Source organism: Arthrobacter sp. B0316-5-4 (assembly GCF_059090325.1).
Window position 1 is genome coordinate 1 of sequence record NZ_JBNHFN010000012.1, and the last position, 14,685, is coordinate 14,685.

Here is a 14,685-nt window from a genome sequence, read left to right on the forward strand (position 1 = left end):
CGCAGCGCTGATCTGGGCGCTATTGGGGACCGGCTTCCTTGTATACGGCCTCTACTGCGCCGCGACTACCGGCGGCGTTTGGTATCTCATCGCCTCCGCCGTAATCCTGATGGGTTCGGGCGCGGTCTGCCTTGGAAGCGCGGTTCAGATTATGCGACGCCCGGACCAGCAGCGCTACTGATCCCATGAGCGATCTGCCGAAGTACCGTCATGGAGGCAGAGACAAGGAGAACTACGGCCCTGACCTAAACCTCCGTCGTAAACGTCGCCGGCTCACCATTGTCATCACCATTGGCGGCATAACGTTTCTCGCGCTGCTGTGGTTCGCATGGGCGCTCCTTGCCGCCTTGACCGGTCACCAGGTCTAGTCGTTGGTCCTTTAGGCTGGCCGCATGGACGAGTCCATTCCGCGGGCACTGCAACCACCGGTTGCTGTTGCCCTGGCGAAACTCGTCAAGGCTCTCCCCGGCCCCGCTGCACTGCCGGGGCCGATCTACGCCGAACCCAAATGGGACGGCTACCGGACGATCATTTTGAGTGATTCTGACGGAGCGACCCTATGGAGTCGGCAAGGCAAAGAACTCTCCCGCATCTTTCCTGAACTCTGCGCAGCTGTCCGGGCCCAAGTCCCGCCCGGCGTGGTGCTGGACGGCGAAGCAGTGATCTGGAACGGGGACCGGCTGGACTTCGAAGCGCTGCAACGCCGCATGGTCAGCTCCAGGGCGGCCCTGCCGGCACTGGTCCGAGAGCTGCCGGCCTCCTTCGCGGCCTTTGATGTTCTGGCTGTTGCCGGGCAGGACATCCGGGGCGTCCCGTTTGCGGGTCGCCGGCAGCTGCTCGAGGAACTGGCCCGGGATTGGACCGCTCCTTTGAACCTCTCCCCCACCACCACGAACATGGAAGTGGCCAAGACCTGGTTGAAGGAACTGCCCGCCACGGGAGTGGAAGGGTTGGTTTTCAAGGGAGGATCACAGCCATATGAGGGCTCGCGCTCCTGGTTGAAGTTGAAGACAAAAACCACTCTGGACGCGGTCTGTGCGGCCGTGATCGGCCCGATCACTCAGCCGCAGGCGATCATCGCTGGCGTGCCGATCGATGGGCAGCTGCGGATCGTGGGCCGGTCCACGGTCCTCTCGACGCGGGTTGGGCGTGAGCTGGGCCGCCAGCTCCGCCCGGGACAGCCAGGGCATCCCTGGCCCGAAGAAATAAGCGAGACCTCGCTGAACAGATTCAGCAAAGACAAAGGCCCGGTCCACCTGACACTGGTGGAACCGATAGTGGTCGAGATATCGGCCGACGTCGCGTGGACCGGCAAATCCTTCAGACACCCCGTCGGGTACGTTCGGGTCCGTCCGGAGTTGGATCCCGATGAGGTAGAACTCCCGCCGCATCTCAAGAGGTAGTTCCTACCAGCCTTCGGCAGTTACTTGGCTGCTCTCTTGTTCGGGCGGCACGACGGACTTGGTTCGACGGCAGACGCTGACGGAAATCAAGTAGGGGGCGTGGGTGGCGCCCTTGAAAACGAGTACCAACTACTCGTGTGCAGGACCAGGGAGAGGTCTTCAATTGAGTCAGCGGATTAGTGGCAGACGGCGATATTCCCCCTATCGCCAGTGATTGCCTTAGTAATCTGCCGGCAAGGCCGGATAGCGGTACCCAGAAGCCTGTCCGGCCTTTCGCCTGTCTTGGCTCAACGCCGCGACCGTGGGAACACGGCACGCTTCCGGAGACCTCGGACCGAAGTCTTCACAGAACCCCGGGCCTTCTTTCTGGCCAGGTTCCATTCGGCGTCTCTACGGGCGTCCCTACGGGCGGCCCGCTGGGCTCTTCTCTGGGCTCGATCGAGCCGGAACAGCATGAAAAAAACGAAGCCAATCCATAGGATGGCAGCCCCCAGAACGATGCCCATCAGAACCATCGATTTCATACCCGAAACGTACCCCCGCCGGGGTGACCTAACCGCCCGTAATGGCCGTGGTGGACGGGTTGTGCCCACTGGGGGCAGGTGGAGCCCTCCGCACAGCTCAAAGCTGTCCCCTATTGGCGTGCAAGCCGTCCACGCCGCACCTGGCGGCTTATTTTGTCGGACCACCTGGAGTACAGTTGATCCGAACATATATTCGAATAAAAGGTGTGTTGTGGGCGTGATAGTTGGCCCCCGTGTGATAGATGCGGGACTGTCTTTGGTGACGGTATTGCTGGCACCGGTAGCGGTGGCCGCCGGGTGCCTGCACCATGTCTAAGCCCGCGGTGATGCGCCCGATGCAGGAAATCGCGCACGTGGACGTGAACTGTTTTTACGCCTCGGCTGAGCGCGCGTTCAACCCTTCCCTGGAGGGCAAGCCGGTCATCGTACTGTCCAACAATGACGGCTGCGCGGTGACCCGCTCGCCCGAAGCGAAGCGCCTGGGCATTGCCATGGGGGATCCGTGGTTCAAGCTCCGGCCCCGCGCCAAGGAATGGGGTCTGGTGGCCCTGTCGAGCAACTACGAACTGTACGGGGACATTTCGGCCCGGGTGATGGAGCTGCTGGGCCGCTACTCGGCCTGGGTGGAGGTGTACTCCATTGATGAGGCGTTCCTTGGCGTCAAGGGCGAACCGGACGAGCTGCTGGCCCTGGGCCGGGAGATGAAGGCCGCGTGCCGGCGGCACGTCGGCGTACCGGTCTGCGTCGGGATCGCACCCACGAAGACGCTGGCCAAGTTGTGCAACAAGTGGGCGAAAAACAACCCCGCTTTTGGGGGTGTGTGCCGGTGGGAATCCGTGCCGGCCGAGCATCGCGAAGCTCTCATGGCCAAGCTGTCCGTGATCGAAATCTGGGGCGTGGCCACCAGGCTCACCAAACGCCTGAACGCGATGGGAATCTTCACCATCGCAGACCTGACCCGGGCGAACCCGGTAGCTATCCGTGACAAGTTCTCCATTGTCATGATGCGCACCGTCCTGGAACTGCAGGGCACCCCGTGTATTCCGATGGAAGAGGAACGGATCGGGCGGGACCAGCTGATCTTCTCCCGGTCCTTCTCCACGCCGATCACCACGGAGGCCGGGTTGCGGCAGGTCATGAGCGTGTACGCGCAGATGGCCTCGGCCCGCCTGGCCAACCACGACCTGCAAGCAAAAGTGCTGACAGCGTTTGCCGCGACCTCGCACTTCAACCCGAACGAAAAGTCCTTCCCCTCAGTCTGCCTGGCGTTGCCGATGCCCACCGCGGACCCGGTCCTGCTCACCCGGGCAGCCCACGCGCTGCTGCCCCAGGTCCACGAAGGCGTGAAATACGTCCGGGCCGGGATCATGGTCACCGACCTGCGCCCATCCGGGAACCAAAAACCCTTGGAATTGTTCGAGAACCCGCACGAAGAACGCGGCATCGGGATCCTGCTCGAAGACGTGGCCAAACGGTACGGCCGCGGCTCCATCGGCCTGGGCCACGCAGGGCTCAAGGGCGGACCGGACTGGTCCATGAAACGCGACATGCTCTCCCCCAGGTACACCACCCACTGGGACGAACTCCCGCTCGTCAAAGCCGCCTGACCGGCGCCAAGCAAGAAAGGAACGCAATGACCCTTGCACCCGAATCCCCCACAACAGGCCATGAGGTCGATGTCCGATTCAGCCCCGACGGCACCCCGTTGGCGATCCGTCACGACGGCCGGATCTGGATGGTCGATCCCGACGTCCACGCCGCGCACTGGTTCACCAGGGACGCATGGTGGGAAACCCGGAACCGGGCAGCGATCGGAACCGGCGACCTGGTCAGCGTCGAATACTGGCAAGTCCAAGCCAAACTACCGTCCGCGAATGCGGAGCTGCGTACGTTCACGCTGCGCCGGGAACCCGTGGCTGCCGGGTGGCAGCTGGAGTCGATCAGCTAGTGCCCGCTGACTTGTACCGCTCCCCCATCCCCGAGCAATTGTGGGAGCGTATCCGCAACGAGTACCATCTGCCTTCCTTGGAGCAGGTCCGCGAAAGGCTCTCCGCCATCCACGAGGATTCCGACCCGATGATGCGGCAGCTGGTCCGCGTCTTCATCGACGACGAAGGGACATACTGCTCTGGTTTCCAGTTCCGCCCAGACCTGACCTTGGACCCGTGGTGCTGGAACTCTTCGAACGGGCCATGGAAATGCGCGTTCCGCACAATTACTTCGCGCTCTGGATGATGGTCCCCTCTCCCGCCCTGCAGGGATCACGGCCCGTGGACCTCCGACGCAGTGACAGGACATCGGCCTTGCTCGTGGGGCTCGAACGGACCTTCCCAGGCAAGGCGGCCTAAAATATGGGTGTGAAAGTGACCCTGACAGTAGAGGCCGGCAACGGCGAACTAAGCCATGTCGAGGCCGAAGGCGAGACGTACGGGAACGCCAAAGCGGCCGCCGAAACACTGATCCCTGAAGGCTCAAAAGCTATTGCCATCCGCACCAGTTAACAGACGCTCGTACGTGGAATCGGCGCACCACATTGCCGCCTACGTTCAGCGCACTGGCGGCCTTCCTGCCTCCGATGGTCAGAGTGGAAGTGAGGCTGAACGCCTCGCCGGGGCTCTCGTTGCTCTACGACATCAGAAGCGGCGCGGCCATCTCGCGGACGAAGCCATACAGATACTCGACGCAGTATTCCCGGCGTGGTCGGACGGCACCACACTCAAAATTGAACGTCAGTGGCAAACTCGGGCGACGGAGTTCATCGACTGGGTCAACGAAAAAGGCAGACGACCACGCCGCAACTCCGGGGACCCAACCGAAAGGGCACTGGCCGGTTGGGTAGCGAGGCAAAAAGTGTATGTCAACAAGGGCCAATACCCTGGCCGTATCAAAGAACTCAACACGCGCATGCCTGGATGGGACCGCACACCCTAAAACCAGTTCCGCAGACCGGCTGGGCTATTTGTCGGCCCAGCGTTCGTGTGCGGCTTGGCGGCTGATCCCGGCGGCGCGGCCAATGTCGGCCCAGGAAGCACCTGATGCTTTGGCGGCCGCGACGGTTTTATCCAGGCGGTGCCCGGCCTGGCGGTGCTCCTTCGCCGCTGCCTCCACCCCCAGGATTGCCTCGGATGGTGCGATGTGGGCATGCCATTCCTGCTGAACGGCGTCCTCCACTTCCATCGAGACATCCGCTGCGCGCCCCAGGGGGACGTATTCCTTACGCGTAGCAATGTCAGCCTCTTCAGCTGAGGCAACTCTTTGCCAGAGCTCGCCCTGCCACCCACAGGTACAAGCGCCACGCCAGCTCATAATCAGATCGTCAGGAACGATCTCCTCATCAGGATTGAATTCGCCTGCTGGCTGGTAACCGCCGGTGATCCCGTGGAAAAGTACTCCCGCACCGGTTGAGCTTCCTGAGAGCCGCCCGTCCGGTGCGACAAAAGCCACCCAGCCCTCATGGTTGTAGTCGTTTGATATCCAGCCCATAGCCCAAACCTTCCTGTCAGGGTTTCCTGACAGGAAGTCTCTCAGGTACCTAAATGAACAGGGTCTCTCGACGCAGCAAGGCCCCACTGCTGCCCCAGCAGTGGGGGCCTTGCGTCCGAGTCCTTGGCGGATCGTTGTGGTTAGGAACCGGTTAGGTCCACGACGTCGGAACCGGCGTTGGTCTTCACGGACTCGACGCCCTTCAGGGCTGCGGCCTTGGTGGTGTAGGACTCGCCGGTGGCGATGACCTCACCGTTGCCGGCCTTCAGCCGGAACCGGTAACCGCCGGATTTGTCTTTGTAGACTTCGAATTTTCCTGCCATGCCTGATCCTCCTTCATGATGCCCACCCCCAGGGGCGGCAATACGGGGAACTGCCCTAACGAGGCTCATCCTAACCGCGGGTGCCTCACTCCGCTGGTTCAATGAGCTCGGGCCCGTTGTTCCGGACGCTGTTCACCCGGGTGCTGACAATCCGCGGTGTCAGGGTCGGTTCCGGCAAGGAATCGAGCAGGTGTTGAACGTCGGCTTTGTCGGTCAGATCCGGATCGAGCCACTCCGCAAAACGGTCCTGCGGGACGATAACGGGCGATCTGTCGTGCACGTGTCCCAACGCGTCCTGGGTCGTTGTGGTCAGTACCGTACAGGTCAGCAGCCACCGTTCTGGATCATCCTCGGGCAGGGCCGGGTCAGGCCAGAACTCGTACAAGCCGGCGAACCCAAGCAATGACTCCTTCTCGGAGAACAGATAGTTCGGGATCTTCTTGCCGTCCTCGGTCTTCTGCCATTCGTAGTAGCCCTCCGCGGGAACAATAGCTCTGCGTTTGACCGCGGCTGAGCGGAACGAGGGCTTCTCTAAAATGCTCTCGCTGCGAGCATTGATAAGCCTGGAGCCGATCTTGGTGTCTTTTGACCAGGACGGCACTAGACCCCATTTTGCGATCAGCAGGCGCCGGTCAAGGGTTCCCTCGTGCAGGCGTTCGGCGACGATCGGTAGGTTCTGGGTCGGGGCGACGTTCCAGCTCGGCCCCGGCGGGCTGCCTTCAACTTCCTTCGCCTCGAAGTGGCTCAGAAGGTCGCTTGTTGCTTTGGACATTACATATCTGCCGCACATGAGCTCATTCTTCCCACAAAACCCTCATTGTGGTGACCGCGGTCGACAGTCCTGAAGGATCCAGGATCCGACCGTAAAGCTTGACCTGACGCATGTCCAGTTGCCGATCGACGATGCGGACATATGGGAATCGTTCAGCGACTCGGGATGCAAGTGAGTGCAGGTCCGCTACTGCGTGTCGCCCTCACTTACGCAGACTCGCGCACGAGCTCGGGCGTGATCCGTGCTGCCGGTCCCCGCCGGTCGCCTTCCGAGGTGAGGATTACCCGTGGGGCGTTACTGGGGCGTTCCTGGCGCGGAGCCGCTGTTCCAGCTTGGCTTCGGCGGCCTCCCGTCGCTTCCCTACAATGAGCATTTGCTGGGTTGCGGGGTTGTGCAAGGGAAGCTTCTGCACGTCCTGTGAAACCGCGGCCGGGCCCTCCCCCGGCACGGGCTGCCGTGATGATTGCTTGACCATGCCTCCATGATCCCACCGCCCACCGGTCCCAGAACATGGGTGCCGATGCTCAGTCAGCAGTCCTTGTGACCAGCTGCGGCACGGTAGCTGGTGTGGCCTGCCCACTGCAAGACCGACCACCCAGTACGCCTACGCTTCCGCCAGACGCTTCAAGCATGGCCGCTTCACCTCACAGAGAGAGCAATGAACACCTCAAGATTCCATCAAGAATCAACGCCGACTCGGCTGCCTTCAAGCAGATGCCGGCCTTCGGGGCCAGAGGGGCGGCCGGGCCTCCCACTTCCTTGGACTGGAACGCTGCAGCCCAAGCTTCCCAATCCGGAAGGGGGAACCAACGCTTTGCGTGATGGGATGAAGAACATGGCAACCATTGAAACCGGCACCACAGAACAGTTCGAGGAGCTGGTAGGACTCGACCAGATCGCGCAAAAGGACACCCGCAGGCGGCAGGAACTTTGGAAATGGCTTGAGTCCGGTTCGGTCAGAGTCGCCGCCGAGGATGGCTCCCCAGTTGGCTACACGGCGATGGAGCCCTCATTCTTCGGCAATGACTTCCTAGTACTCATCCTGGTCGGCGAGCAATACAGGAAGGCCGGCATCGGTCACTTGCTGATGAGTGACATCGAGGTCGCGGAGCGGGAAACAAAGCTCTTCACTTCGACCAATCTGTCGAACCAGCTCATGCAGCGCCTACTAGCAAGCCGCGGATGGGTCTCCTCTGGAATTGTCTTCGGACTGGACGAAGGCGACCCCGAGCTGTTCTACCAGTTCCGACAGGCAAACCTCAGGCATGGTTGAGCTAAAACGCGTCTTCAATCAGGGGTAGGCTGCCACCTCACCCGCAGCGTCCCACACCCTTGGAACTGGAACACCGTTGGCCAGGCACACTCTCTCATCGCGATTTGATGACCTGACCAGCAATCGGGAGGCTGATATCACTTAATAAGGTTACTTATCGATTCGTATAGGATGACCGAGTGGAGGCAACCAATTCCAAGGGGGTGTGGAATGGCAGATACACGGCTGCCTGCCGGTAGGCTCACACGCCGTTGGCTGGCTGTTGGAGCTGACTTCTGGATACCGCGAACTTCTTCTCGCCCTCTGACCTCTCCGACAGCAGCGATGAAGAACTGATCACTGCCGTAGCTGCCCGCAATGGTAGGGCCATTGAAGAGCTATACGTGCGCCACATCCGCTCGGCCCTTCGTTTCGCGAACTTCTTGGTCCGCAATGACCACGACGCCGATGATGTTTGTTCCGAAGCCTTCCTGAAAGTAGTAAGCGCCATTCAACGGGGGAACCGCCCGAAAGGGCAGTTCCTTTCCTACCTGCTCAGAGCAGTGAAAAACTGGGTCACGGACCACTGGCTTGCCCAGTCCCGTCACATTCTGGTCGCCGACCTGGCCGATTCAGCTGTCGTGGATCACCGGTTAGAACACGTCCTGGGTGAAACAGACAGAAGAATGGCCCGCATCGCGTTCAACTCACTCCCGCTGCGCTGGCGAACGGTCCTGTGGCATATAGAAGTCGAAGGCAGATCCCCCCGCCAAGTTGCTCCCCTGCTTGCCATCGCACCCAACGCCGTTTCCGCCGTGGCCGCGCGGGCACGGCGCGGACTACGGCAAGCATACGAAGCCCTTCACCACATCCCCCACTAAGCCCAGCCACAGGAGCGATGTAGACGTATCCGCTGGCTGGCTGACCACCCCGCAACGACGAAGTCCAACCGGCCGCCGCCCGGCGCCCCCCGCCCTGCTCGGCTCACCACGTCAGCTGAGACGAAAAGAAAGAGCCGGCACCTGTTGACAGGTACCAGCCCCTGCGTTGATCGCAGCTGGCCATCGTGGCCGTTGATTCAAAGGATCGACGATCCCTTGATGGTCTACCTCGCTCGACGGACTCTCAGAGCCTTCGGCCATTCTGATCAACCGAATGTTCCATTTCCTTAGAAGTGGGACTGTTTGGAGCGGAACGCTGCCCAGCAGCTGGTGGGATCAGCTAATGCCGAGAGCCTGGACCCGATCCAGGACGGCACCCCACCGCGCTTTGCGATCAGCAGGCGCCGGTCAAGGGTGCCCTCATCCAGGCGCTCGGCCACAATCGTTCCATCCGGAGGCTTCGGAGTCCGAGCTCTTTGATTCGCTCGGCCTGCCGACCAGGCTGAGCGTGCCTTCCGGTAGGCAGAAACCCAAGCAGTCAGGGCCCCCTCGGTATCGACCGGCGGAACTTCTGTCCCGCCTCACGGTGAAGGAGCGCATGATCGATGACGGCTGACCTACCCTACGAACTGGATCTCGATCATCCTCAATGTCACCGAGGACGCAGTCCGATACCAAGGCTGCTTTGCTTTGCTAGTCTTGAACCGTTCCGCCCGGCAGGCTGACACCAACCTTGGTGGAACATGAGAAAGAGCCGGCACTCAAAGGTGCCGGCTCTTCCTGTCTCAATCTGTCCGCCAAGAGCGCGAACGGGGGAGGCACGCCGGGGCCTGCGGCAAGTGTATGAAGCGCTGCACCACCTTCCTCGATAATCCGGAGTACTGCAGCGCTATGGGTGGGAGACGATGTCATTGATGTTGGCACTGACATGGTTCATGAGGGCATTCACGAAATTCAAGAGCCCCACTGCGGCTATCACATTGCGGCCTGGCTCGGCAGCTCCGGCGACGGCTGCGACCATGACGGTAAGAGCCGCCCAGAGTGCCGTCCGTTGTGGACACGGCAAGGCACTCGTGGACAACGGGTCGGACCTGCAAAAACGGACACTACGTAGCGGGAGCTTCTTGGTACTTTGGGGAACGTCAACTGAAACGGCGGCATTCGTTATGCCGGGAGGTATCCCTGCGCACCAGATAGGTATAAGAAATCCCGCCGGCAAATGTGGGGCAAATCCGGCGGGACCCTTGCAGACGCTACATGTCTATTAAGCGCAGTCCAAATGGTCACGCCCAATGCGACCGCCATCGAGGTGGAGCTAGCCTCTTTTTATCAGGAGGCGCTGTGGGTTACGGCTCGCCGTTGTTGTTTCAGCCCGGGGCCCTTGTGCTGAGCTGTCGCCCACATCAGCGGTGGCCCCCTACGTGTGCTGGAGGACACATACCCAAGGGCGTCACGATTTCCCGGTCGAACGGTTAGTTAAGAGTGCAGTGCAAATGCTGCTGCCTGTACATGGTCCCAGACTTAGACCCATCCAGGCGGCACCAACCAAGTTTTTGGCCGGGGACATACTTGGGATTACCAAGGGGCCCTTCGAGGCAGTGCCACCCCTCGATTCGTCATGAAACGGGATTTCGCGCGTTGAATAAATGCAACCCCGCTGCAATGGCAACTTACGGTCAACCTCACGGCGAACCAATACGTTGACTCCCCAGAGGAAAACCGGGGCAATAAGGAACCGAGAACACTAGAAGGGTTTATGACTTCCCCGAAGACGCCAAAGATCCCCATCGAGGAAGCATTGATGCATGAACTGGAGTGCCGCTACACCGAATACCGCAGCGCCGTTTCGGCTCCCTTCGATCCAGTGGCAGTCCTGGAACTGACTGGGCAGGTCCTGGGAACAGTCAGGCGTATCCTGGCCTCCGTTGACCATCCCGGATTAGATCCGTAGTTCCCCTATGACGGCTTTCCCGGGCATAGTGTTGCCGTTTTCCGCTGGGTTTTGGCAGCAAACTCTCGGTTAATAAGCGTGCTTATTTTGTCCTATAGAATGCTCGTTGACGGCGTACCTTCCCTGTCCTCACCACATCCTTGAGAGATTCCATCTAGGCAAAGTCCAAGTTGGAGACCCTGAGCAGTGCTGAAGCTCTCCATTCTGAGAGTTCGCCGGAAGGCCTGGAAACGGAGTGCTTCCTTTTCCGGTTTACACGCTGCATGGGGAACGCATGGGGGGACAAAGGAATTGAACTACCGGCACGGGGCAGGAACCTGCCCTCAAACAGCTACGTGCGGACGACCACATCGAGCGGCTCAGTGAAAGAGCCGACAACTCCGGCCCATGAAGAAGTCGGTGAACCTTCGGATGAGGACCTCATTCGTAGTGTGGAGGGCAACGACGCAGCAGCCATTGAAGATCTGTACCGGCGGCATGTTCCCGCTGCGCGGGCCTTCGCCAAGCGACTGGTCGGCAACGATTTCGACAGTGATGACATCTCTTCCGAAGCGTTTCTTAAAGTCGTCAATGCGATCCAGCGAGGCAATGGTCCCTCCGGGCCGTTCCGCCCCTACTTGCTCCGGGCGGTCAGGACCAGCGCTGCGGATCACTGGAACGCTCTATCACGCCATGATCTGGTCGAAGACCCGGCCGAAACTCCGGAAGAGGAATCCGGCTACGATCATGTGCTGAACGAAACCGACAGGCAACTGGCCAGTACAGCGTTCGCATCGCTGCCGCCCCGATGGCAAACGGTGCTGTGGCACGTCGACGTCGAGGGCGAGCCGCCCCGCAACGTCGGTCCGCTGCTGGGCCTCGAACCCAACGCCGTATCCGCGGTCGCAGCCCGGGCGCGCAAAGGCTTGCGACAGGCGTACCTGGAGGCCTATATCGCGTCGTCTCTGGATGAGAAGTGCAAACCGTATCTTCCCCTGCTGGCCAAGTCCGTACTCGAAGGACTCTCGCCCACCGAAGACCTGCGCCTGCAAAAACATCTGACGGACTGCCGCGCCTGCTCCTCCGCCATTCTCTCCCTGGCGGATGCCCGGTCAACCATGCGACGGGCCGTCGCACCCTGGCTTCTCGGGATAGCCGCCGGCTCTCCCGTCCTGAACATGGTCGGCCCGGAGACTACCCAACCTCACAACGCGGAACAATCGAAGGACCCGGGAACCGGCTTCAAAAGATGGGTTGTCGGCGTCATGGTCGCGTTCGTGGCCGCTCTTGCCGCAGCTGCTGTCGCATTGAGCATGGTGCCAGGGCAACCAACGGCACTCCCAGCCGGCGCCGAGGAAAAGCGGCCTGCTACGGCACCTGCTCTTCCCCCGGCAGGGGCCCCCAGCCAGGCCGCACCGTCGGAGCCCGTAGATGATCCCGGCATCGTTCTTCCCGAGCTTCCGGAAAGGGAACCGGAGCCGGAGACGTATTTACCTGTTGAGCCTTCCCGTCCGATCCTGATCCCGGTCCCGCCGAAACTTTCCACCACGGCAATCATCCCGACCCCCTCAGCTACCGTGCCGTCAGCTCCCCCGACCGGTTCGTGGATAGTGTTTCCGCCTGCGACCCCCAAACCATCGGCACCATCGGGCCCGGCCACTTCCCCTCCAGCGAGCAGCCCTGCACCCGCTCTGAGCCCCACTCCAACGGCTCCGGTCCCGGCTCCTTCCAGCGGACTCTAAAAAGTTTCGGCTACGGGCGTCACGATTCCTGTCGAGGCCCGTATATACATCGGGGGCTATGCCTCCCGACAGTCCAGGCAATGCCATTCCCGTGAAACGGCATCAGCACAGCTGCGCGCCCAGTAGGCGCATCGAACCGTAGTGGGAGGCAGTACAGGCAGAGAGTGACCGGTGCGCCAGCGGCGCACCAAACGTAGCAATGAACACGTTCGACCGCTGCCCTGGCGGCCGAACAAATGGGGGGTGGCACTACGTGCAGTCTGTACTGGCGAAGATGCGTCCCGAAGCTCTGGGAACGGACATCTCCGGTCCCACCGACACCTTGTAAGGGGTGCAGCAATTGACTGAAGGCCCAAACCGGCTCAGCGGCGGGATATTACATTCCGCCTTCAGTGCACGTTTCAGGAAAAGACCGGGTAAGAGGGCTGCCACGGCAGCCCCGCTGCCGACCAAAAAGCAGCTCAAACACCCCTCCAGGCCGCTTCACGCGGCCCGGCAGGGACTGGGACTCGTGGCCAGCGGTGCTCTGATCGCTGGAATGTTCTCCACCGGTGGTGCAGTGGTAACCGCGGCACCGGCCCTGGCAGCTGATGCGCTCAGCTGCGCATCGGTTTATTCCATCCAAGGCACCGGCACACGCAACCTGTGGCAAGTGGACACCAACACCGGTGTCCAAACCAGCGTCGGCAGTTTCACCATCGCCGGTTCCACCCAGAACCTCAACGGTCTCGGTATCGCAGGCGACGGCAGCGCCGCCATCGGAGTTTTGCCTAACAGCAACGACACCGGCCGCACCATTTACCGCCACGACCGGGCCGCGAATACGACCTCTGTCCTGGGAGCCGGTGAAGCCGGCACCCCGGTAACCCACGGCGCCATCAACCCCGACACCGGTTTCTACTACTACGGCGGGTTCAGCGGCAACAACGTCCGTATCTACGGATTCAACACCGCCACCAACACCTCCATCGGCTTGGTAGCCAGCGGCGACATCCCCAACGCCGGGGCCAACGGCGACTGGGCCTTCGACCGTCAGGGCCGCCTGTACGTTGTCGGCGGCGGAACCTCCCAAAGCATCCTGTCCGTCATTCAGCAGCAGCTGCCCACCACCGCCGGTGCACCGGTAGCGCTGACTGCCAGCGAAATGGTCTCCGTTGCTACCCCGCAGCCAGTCAACGGCATCGCATTCGGCGGCGACGGACTGCTGTACCTCGGCAGCTCCGACACGCTCCGCCAGGTAGACCCGGTCACCGGCGCTATCACCAGCACAAAGCCTTTCTCCCAGTCAGGCTCGGTTGACCTCGCCTCCTGCGCGACACCGAACACCATTACCGTCCAAAAAGACTTCCCCAACGGGCGTATTGCTCCGGCTGACCAAGCCACGTTGAGCCTCACCGGCGGCGGTCTTCCCGGCGCTGGCATCCAGGCCACGACCGCAGGCACCGAGAACGGCGTGCAGAGCCAGCCCGGCGAAGTTGTCGGCCCAATCTTCGGCCGTGTTGGTACCACTTACAACATTTCCGAGACCGGCTCCGGCACAGCCGGCGGTTACGCCACGAACTGGGCGTGCATCAACGACAACAACGGCGCCCCCATCGCCAGCGGCACCGGAACCACCGGCAGCTTCACCATGCCGGCCGCCGGATCCGATGGTGTCGCAGTGCTCTGTACGTTCACCAACACCGCCCGGATCACCGGCATCACTTTGGACAAGAAGGCCGGTGCCCCCAGCGGTAACACGGCCGGTTCAACGGTGCCCTACACCTTCGATGTGACCAACACCGGCAATGTCCCGTTGGAAACCATCAGCGTCAGCGACCCTCTGGTCGGCGCCGTGACGTGCCCCGCAGGTCCTTTGGCCGTCGGCGCCACGGTTACCTGCACCGCACCGCCGTACACGCTCACTCAAGCTGATGTGAACTCCGGCGAAGTGGTCAACAACGCCACAGCCACCGGCACGGTCGCAGGCCTTCCCGACGCTACCGATGATGACTCCACCAGCACCATCATCGCCGCGGCACCGGAACTGACCCTGGAGAAGACCGCAGGCGCCCCCGTGGATGCTAACGGCTCGGGTATCACCGATGCCGGTGACACGATCGCTTACACGTTCGTCGTGACGAACAGCGGAAACCTCCCGATCAACACCGTCGGCGTCACCGATGACCTTCTTAGCGGCCAGGATCCCGGTATTGCCGTGATCTGTGAGGCGAACACCTTGGCCCCTGGTGAATTCACTAACTGCGCAGCTGAGAAGCCGTACACCATCACCGAAGCTGACGAAGCCGCTGGCAAGGTAGTGAACACCGCAACCTCGACCGGTACTGATCCGGACAACGGCGAAGTGACCTCCAACGAGGACAGCACCGAAACCC

At 61.5% G+C, this 14,685-nt stretch carries 17 protein-coding genes and 1 pseudogene; 13 read left to right on the plus strand and 5 right to left on the minus strand.

Annotated elements, in window-relative coordinates:
- The 8 genes and pseudogenes from AC5RU9_RS21090 to AC5RU9_RS21125 all read left to right on the plus strand — a co-directional run.
- Positions 1–181: hypothetical protein (locus tag AC5RU9_RS21090; RefSeq protein ID WP_494018039.1), on the plus strand; the 181-nt coding region annotated here is incomplete at its 5' end.
- A gap of 4 nt (positions 182–185) precedes the next feature.
- On the plus strand, positions 186–368 hold the full coding sequence (locus AC5RU9_RS21095; RefSeq protein ID WP_494018040.1) for a hypothetical protein: 183 nt from the start codon (positions 186–188) through the stop codon (positions 366–368).
- Positions 369–392: 24 nt separating this feature from the next.
- On the plus strand, positions 393–1,403 hold the full coding sequence (locus AC5RU9_RS21100) for an ATP-dependent DNA ligase (RefSeq protein WP_494018041.1): 1,011 nt from the start codon (positions 393–395) through the stop codon (positions 1,401–1,403).
- A 735-nt stretch (positions 1,404–2,138) separates the two neighbouring features.
- Positions 2,139–2,225, plus strand: a pseudogene (locus AC5RU9_RS21105) (LexA family transcriptional regulator); the annotation flags it as partial.
- A 10-nt stretch (positions 2,226–2,235) separates the two neighbouring features.
- Positions 2,236–3,534 carry a Y-family DNA polymerase gene (locus AC5RU9_RS21110; protein WP_494018042.1) on the plus strand — a complete coding sequence of 433 codons (1,299 nt, stop codon included), beginning with the start codon at positions 2,236–2,238 and terminating at the stop codon, positions 3,532–3,534.
- A gap of 26 nt (positions 3,535–3,560) precedes the next feature.
- Positions 3,561–3,875: a hypothetical protein gene (locus AC5RU9_RS21115; RefSeq protein WP_494018043.1), complete on the plus strand. Its 315-nt coding sequence runs from the start codon at positions 3,561–3,563 to the stop codon at positions 3,873–3,875.
- Between the two features lie 217 nt (positions 3,876–4,092).
- Positions 4,093–4,275, plus strand: coding sequence for a hypothetical protein (locus AC5RU9_RS21120; protein WP_494018044.1), 183 nt, complete (start codon positions 4,093–4,095; stop codon positions 4,273–4,275).
- A 15-nt stretch (positions 4,276–4,290) separates the two neighbouring features.
- Positions 4,291–4,428, plus strand: coding sequence for a hypothetical protein (locus AC5RU9_RS21125; protein WP_494018045.1), 138 nt, complete (start codon positions 4,291–4,293; stop codon positions 4,426–4,428).
- A 454-nt stretch (positions 4,429–4,882) separates the two neighbouring features.
- Here the strand turns inward: AC5RU9_RS21125 and AC5RU9_RS21130 are convergent, their stop codons facing one another.
- From AC5RU9_RS21130 to AC5RU9_RS21145, 4 genes are all read right to left on the minus strand, one after another.
- Positions 4,883–5,410 (minus strand): hypothetical protein, encoded by a 528-nt coding sequence (locus tag AC5RU9_RS21130; RefSeq protein WP_494018046.1) that lies wholly within the window; start codon positions 5,408–5,410, stop codon positions 4,883–4,885.
- A 140-nt stretch (positions 5,411–5,550) separates the two neighbouring features.
- Positions 5,551–5,733 carry a YegP family protein gene (locus AC5RU9_RS21135; RefSeq protein WP_494018047.1) on the minus strand — a complete coding sequence of 61 codons (183 nt, stop codon included), beginning with the start codon at positions 5,731–5,733 and terminating at the stop codon, positions 5,551–5,553.
- Between the two features lie 85 nt (positions 5,734–5,818).
- The gene (locus AC5RU9_RS21140; RefSeq protein ID WP_494018048.1) at positions 5,819–6,523 is read right to left on the minus strand and encodes an SOS response-associated peptidase; all 705 of its coding nucleotides are present in this window, start codon (positions 6,521–6,523) and stop codon (positions 5,819–5,821) included.
- 262 nt (positions 6,524–6,785) lie between these two features.
- The gene (locus tag AC5RU9_RS21145) at positions 6,786–6,980 is read right to left on the minus strand and encodes a hypothetical protein (RefSeq protein ID WP_494018049.1); all 195 of its coding nucleotides are present in this window, start codon (positions 6,978–6,980) and stop codon (positions 6,786–6,788) included.
- A gap of 360 nt (positions 6,981–7,340) precedes the next feature.
- Between AC5RU9_RS21145 and AC5RU9_RS21150 the strand changes: the two genes are divergently transcribed.
- Both AC5RU9_RS21150 and AC5RU9_RS21155 read left to right on the plus strand, forming a co-directional pair.
- A complete protein-coding gene (locus AC5RU9_RS21150) occupies positions 7,341–7,778 on the plus strand; it encodes a GNAT family N-acetyltransferase (RefSeq protein ID WP_494018050.1) in 438 nt (145 codons plus the stop codon).
- 368 nt (positions 7,779–8,146) lie between these two features.
- A complete protein-coding gene (locus AC5RU9_RS21155) occupies positions 8,147–8,638 on the plus strand; it encodes a sigma-70 family RNA polymerase sigma factor (RefSeq protein WP_494018055.1) in 492 nt (163 codons plus the stop codon).
- 889 nt (positions 8,639–9,527) lie between these two features.
- On the opposite strand, the gene AC5RU9_RS21160 is transcribed toward AC5RU9_RS21155, so the two are convergent.
- The gene (locus AC5RU9_RS21160) at positions 9,528–9,659 is read right to left on the minus strand and encodes a hypothetical protein (protein ID WP_494018051.1); all 132 of its coding nucleotides are present in this window, start codon (positions 9,657–9,659) and stop codon (positions 9,528–9,530) included.
- Between the two features lie 735 nt (positions 9,660–10,394).
- Between AC5RU9_RS21160 and AC5RU9_RS21165 the strand changes: the two genes are divergently transcribed.
- The 3 genes from AC5RU9_RS21165 to AC5RU9_RS21175 all read left to right on the plus strand — a co-directional run.
- Entirely contained in the window at positions 10,395–10,589 is a 195-nt protein-coding gene (locus AC5RU9_RS21165) for a hypothetical protein (RefSeq protein ID WP_494018052.1), read from the plus strand.
- A 362-nt stretch (positions 10,590–10,951) separates the two neighbouring features.
- The gene (locus tag AC5RU9_RS21170; protein WP_494018053.1) at positions 10,952–12,310 is read left to right on the plus strand and encodes a sigma-70 family RNA polymerase sigma factor; all 1,359 of its coding nucleotides are present in this window, start codon (positions 10,952–10,954) and stop codon (positions 12,308–12,310) included.
- A gap of 511 nt (positions 12,311–12,821) precedes the next feature.
- On the plus strand, positions 12,822–14,685 hold a 1,864-nt coding region (locus tag AC5RU9_RS21175; protein WP_494018054.1), incomplete at its 3' end, for a DUF7507 domain-containing protein.

Coding starts and splice junctions, on each gene's coding strand:
- AC5RU9_RS21140 (WP_494018048.1), bottom strand. CDS start 6,523: ATGTGCGGCAGATATGTAATGTCCAAAGCAACAAGCGACCTTCTGAGC.
- AC5RU9_RS21115 (WP_494018043.1), top strand. CDS start 3,561: ATGACCCTTGCACCCGAATCCCCCACAACAGGCCATGAGGTCGATGTC.
- AC5RU9_RS21130 (WP_494018046.1), bottom strand. CDS start 5,410: ATGGGCTGGATATCAAACGACTACAACCATGAGGGCTGGGTGGCTTTT.
- AC5RU9_RS21100 (WP_494018041.1), top strand. CDS start 393: ATGGACGAGTCCATTCCGCGGGCACTGCAACCACCGGTTGCTGTTGCC.
- AC5RU9_RS21135 (WP_494018047.1), bottom strand. CDS start 5,733: ATGGCAGGAAAATTCGAAGTCTACAAAGACAAATCCGGCGGTTACCGG.
- AC5RU9_RS21145 (WP_494018049.1), bottom strand. CDS start 6,980: ATGGTCAAGCAATCATCACGGCAGCCCGTGCCGGGGGAGGGCCCGGCC.
- AC5RU9_RS21150 (WP_494018050.1), top strand. CDS start 7,341: ATGGCAACCATTGAAACCGGCACCACAGAACAGTTCGAGGAGCTGGTA.
- AC5RU9_RS21165 (WP_494018052.1), top strand. CDS start 10,395: ATGACTTCCCCGAAGACGCCAAAGATCCCCATCGAGGAAGCATTGATG.
- AC5RU9_RS21110 (WP_494018042.1), top strand. CDS start 2,236: ATGTCTAAGCCCGCGGTGATGCGCCCGATGCAGGAAATCGCGCACGTG.
- AC5RU9_RS21095 (WP_494018040.1), top strand. CDS start 186: ATGAGCGATCTGCCGAAGTACCGTCATGGAGGCAGAGACAAGGAGAAC.
- AC5RU9_RS21160 (WP_494018051.1), bottom strand. CDS start 9,659: ATGGTCGCAGCCGTCGCCGGAGCTGCCGAGCCAGGCCGCAATGTGATA.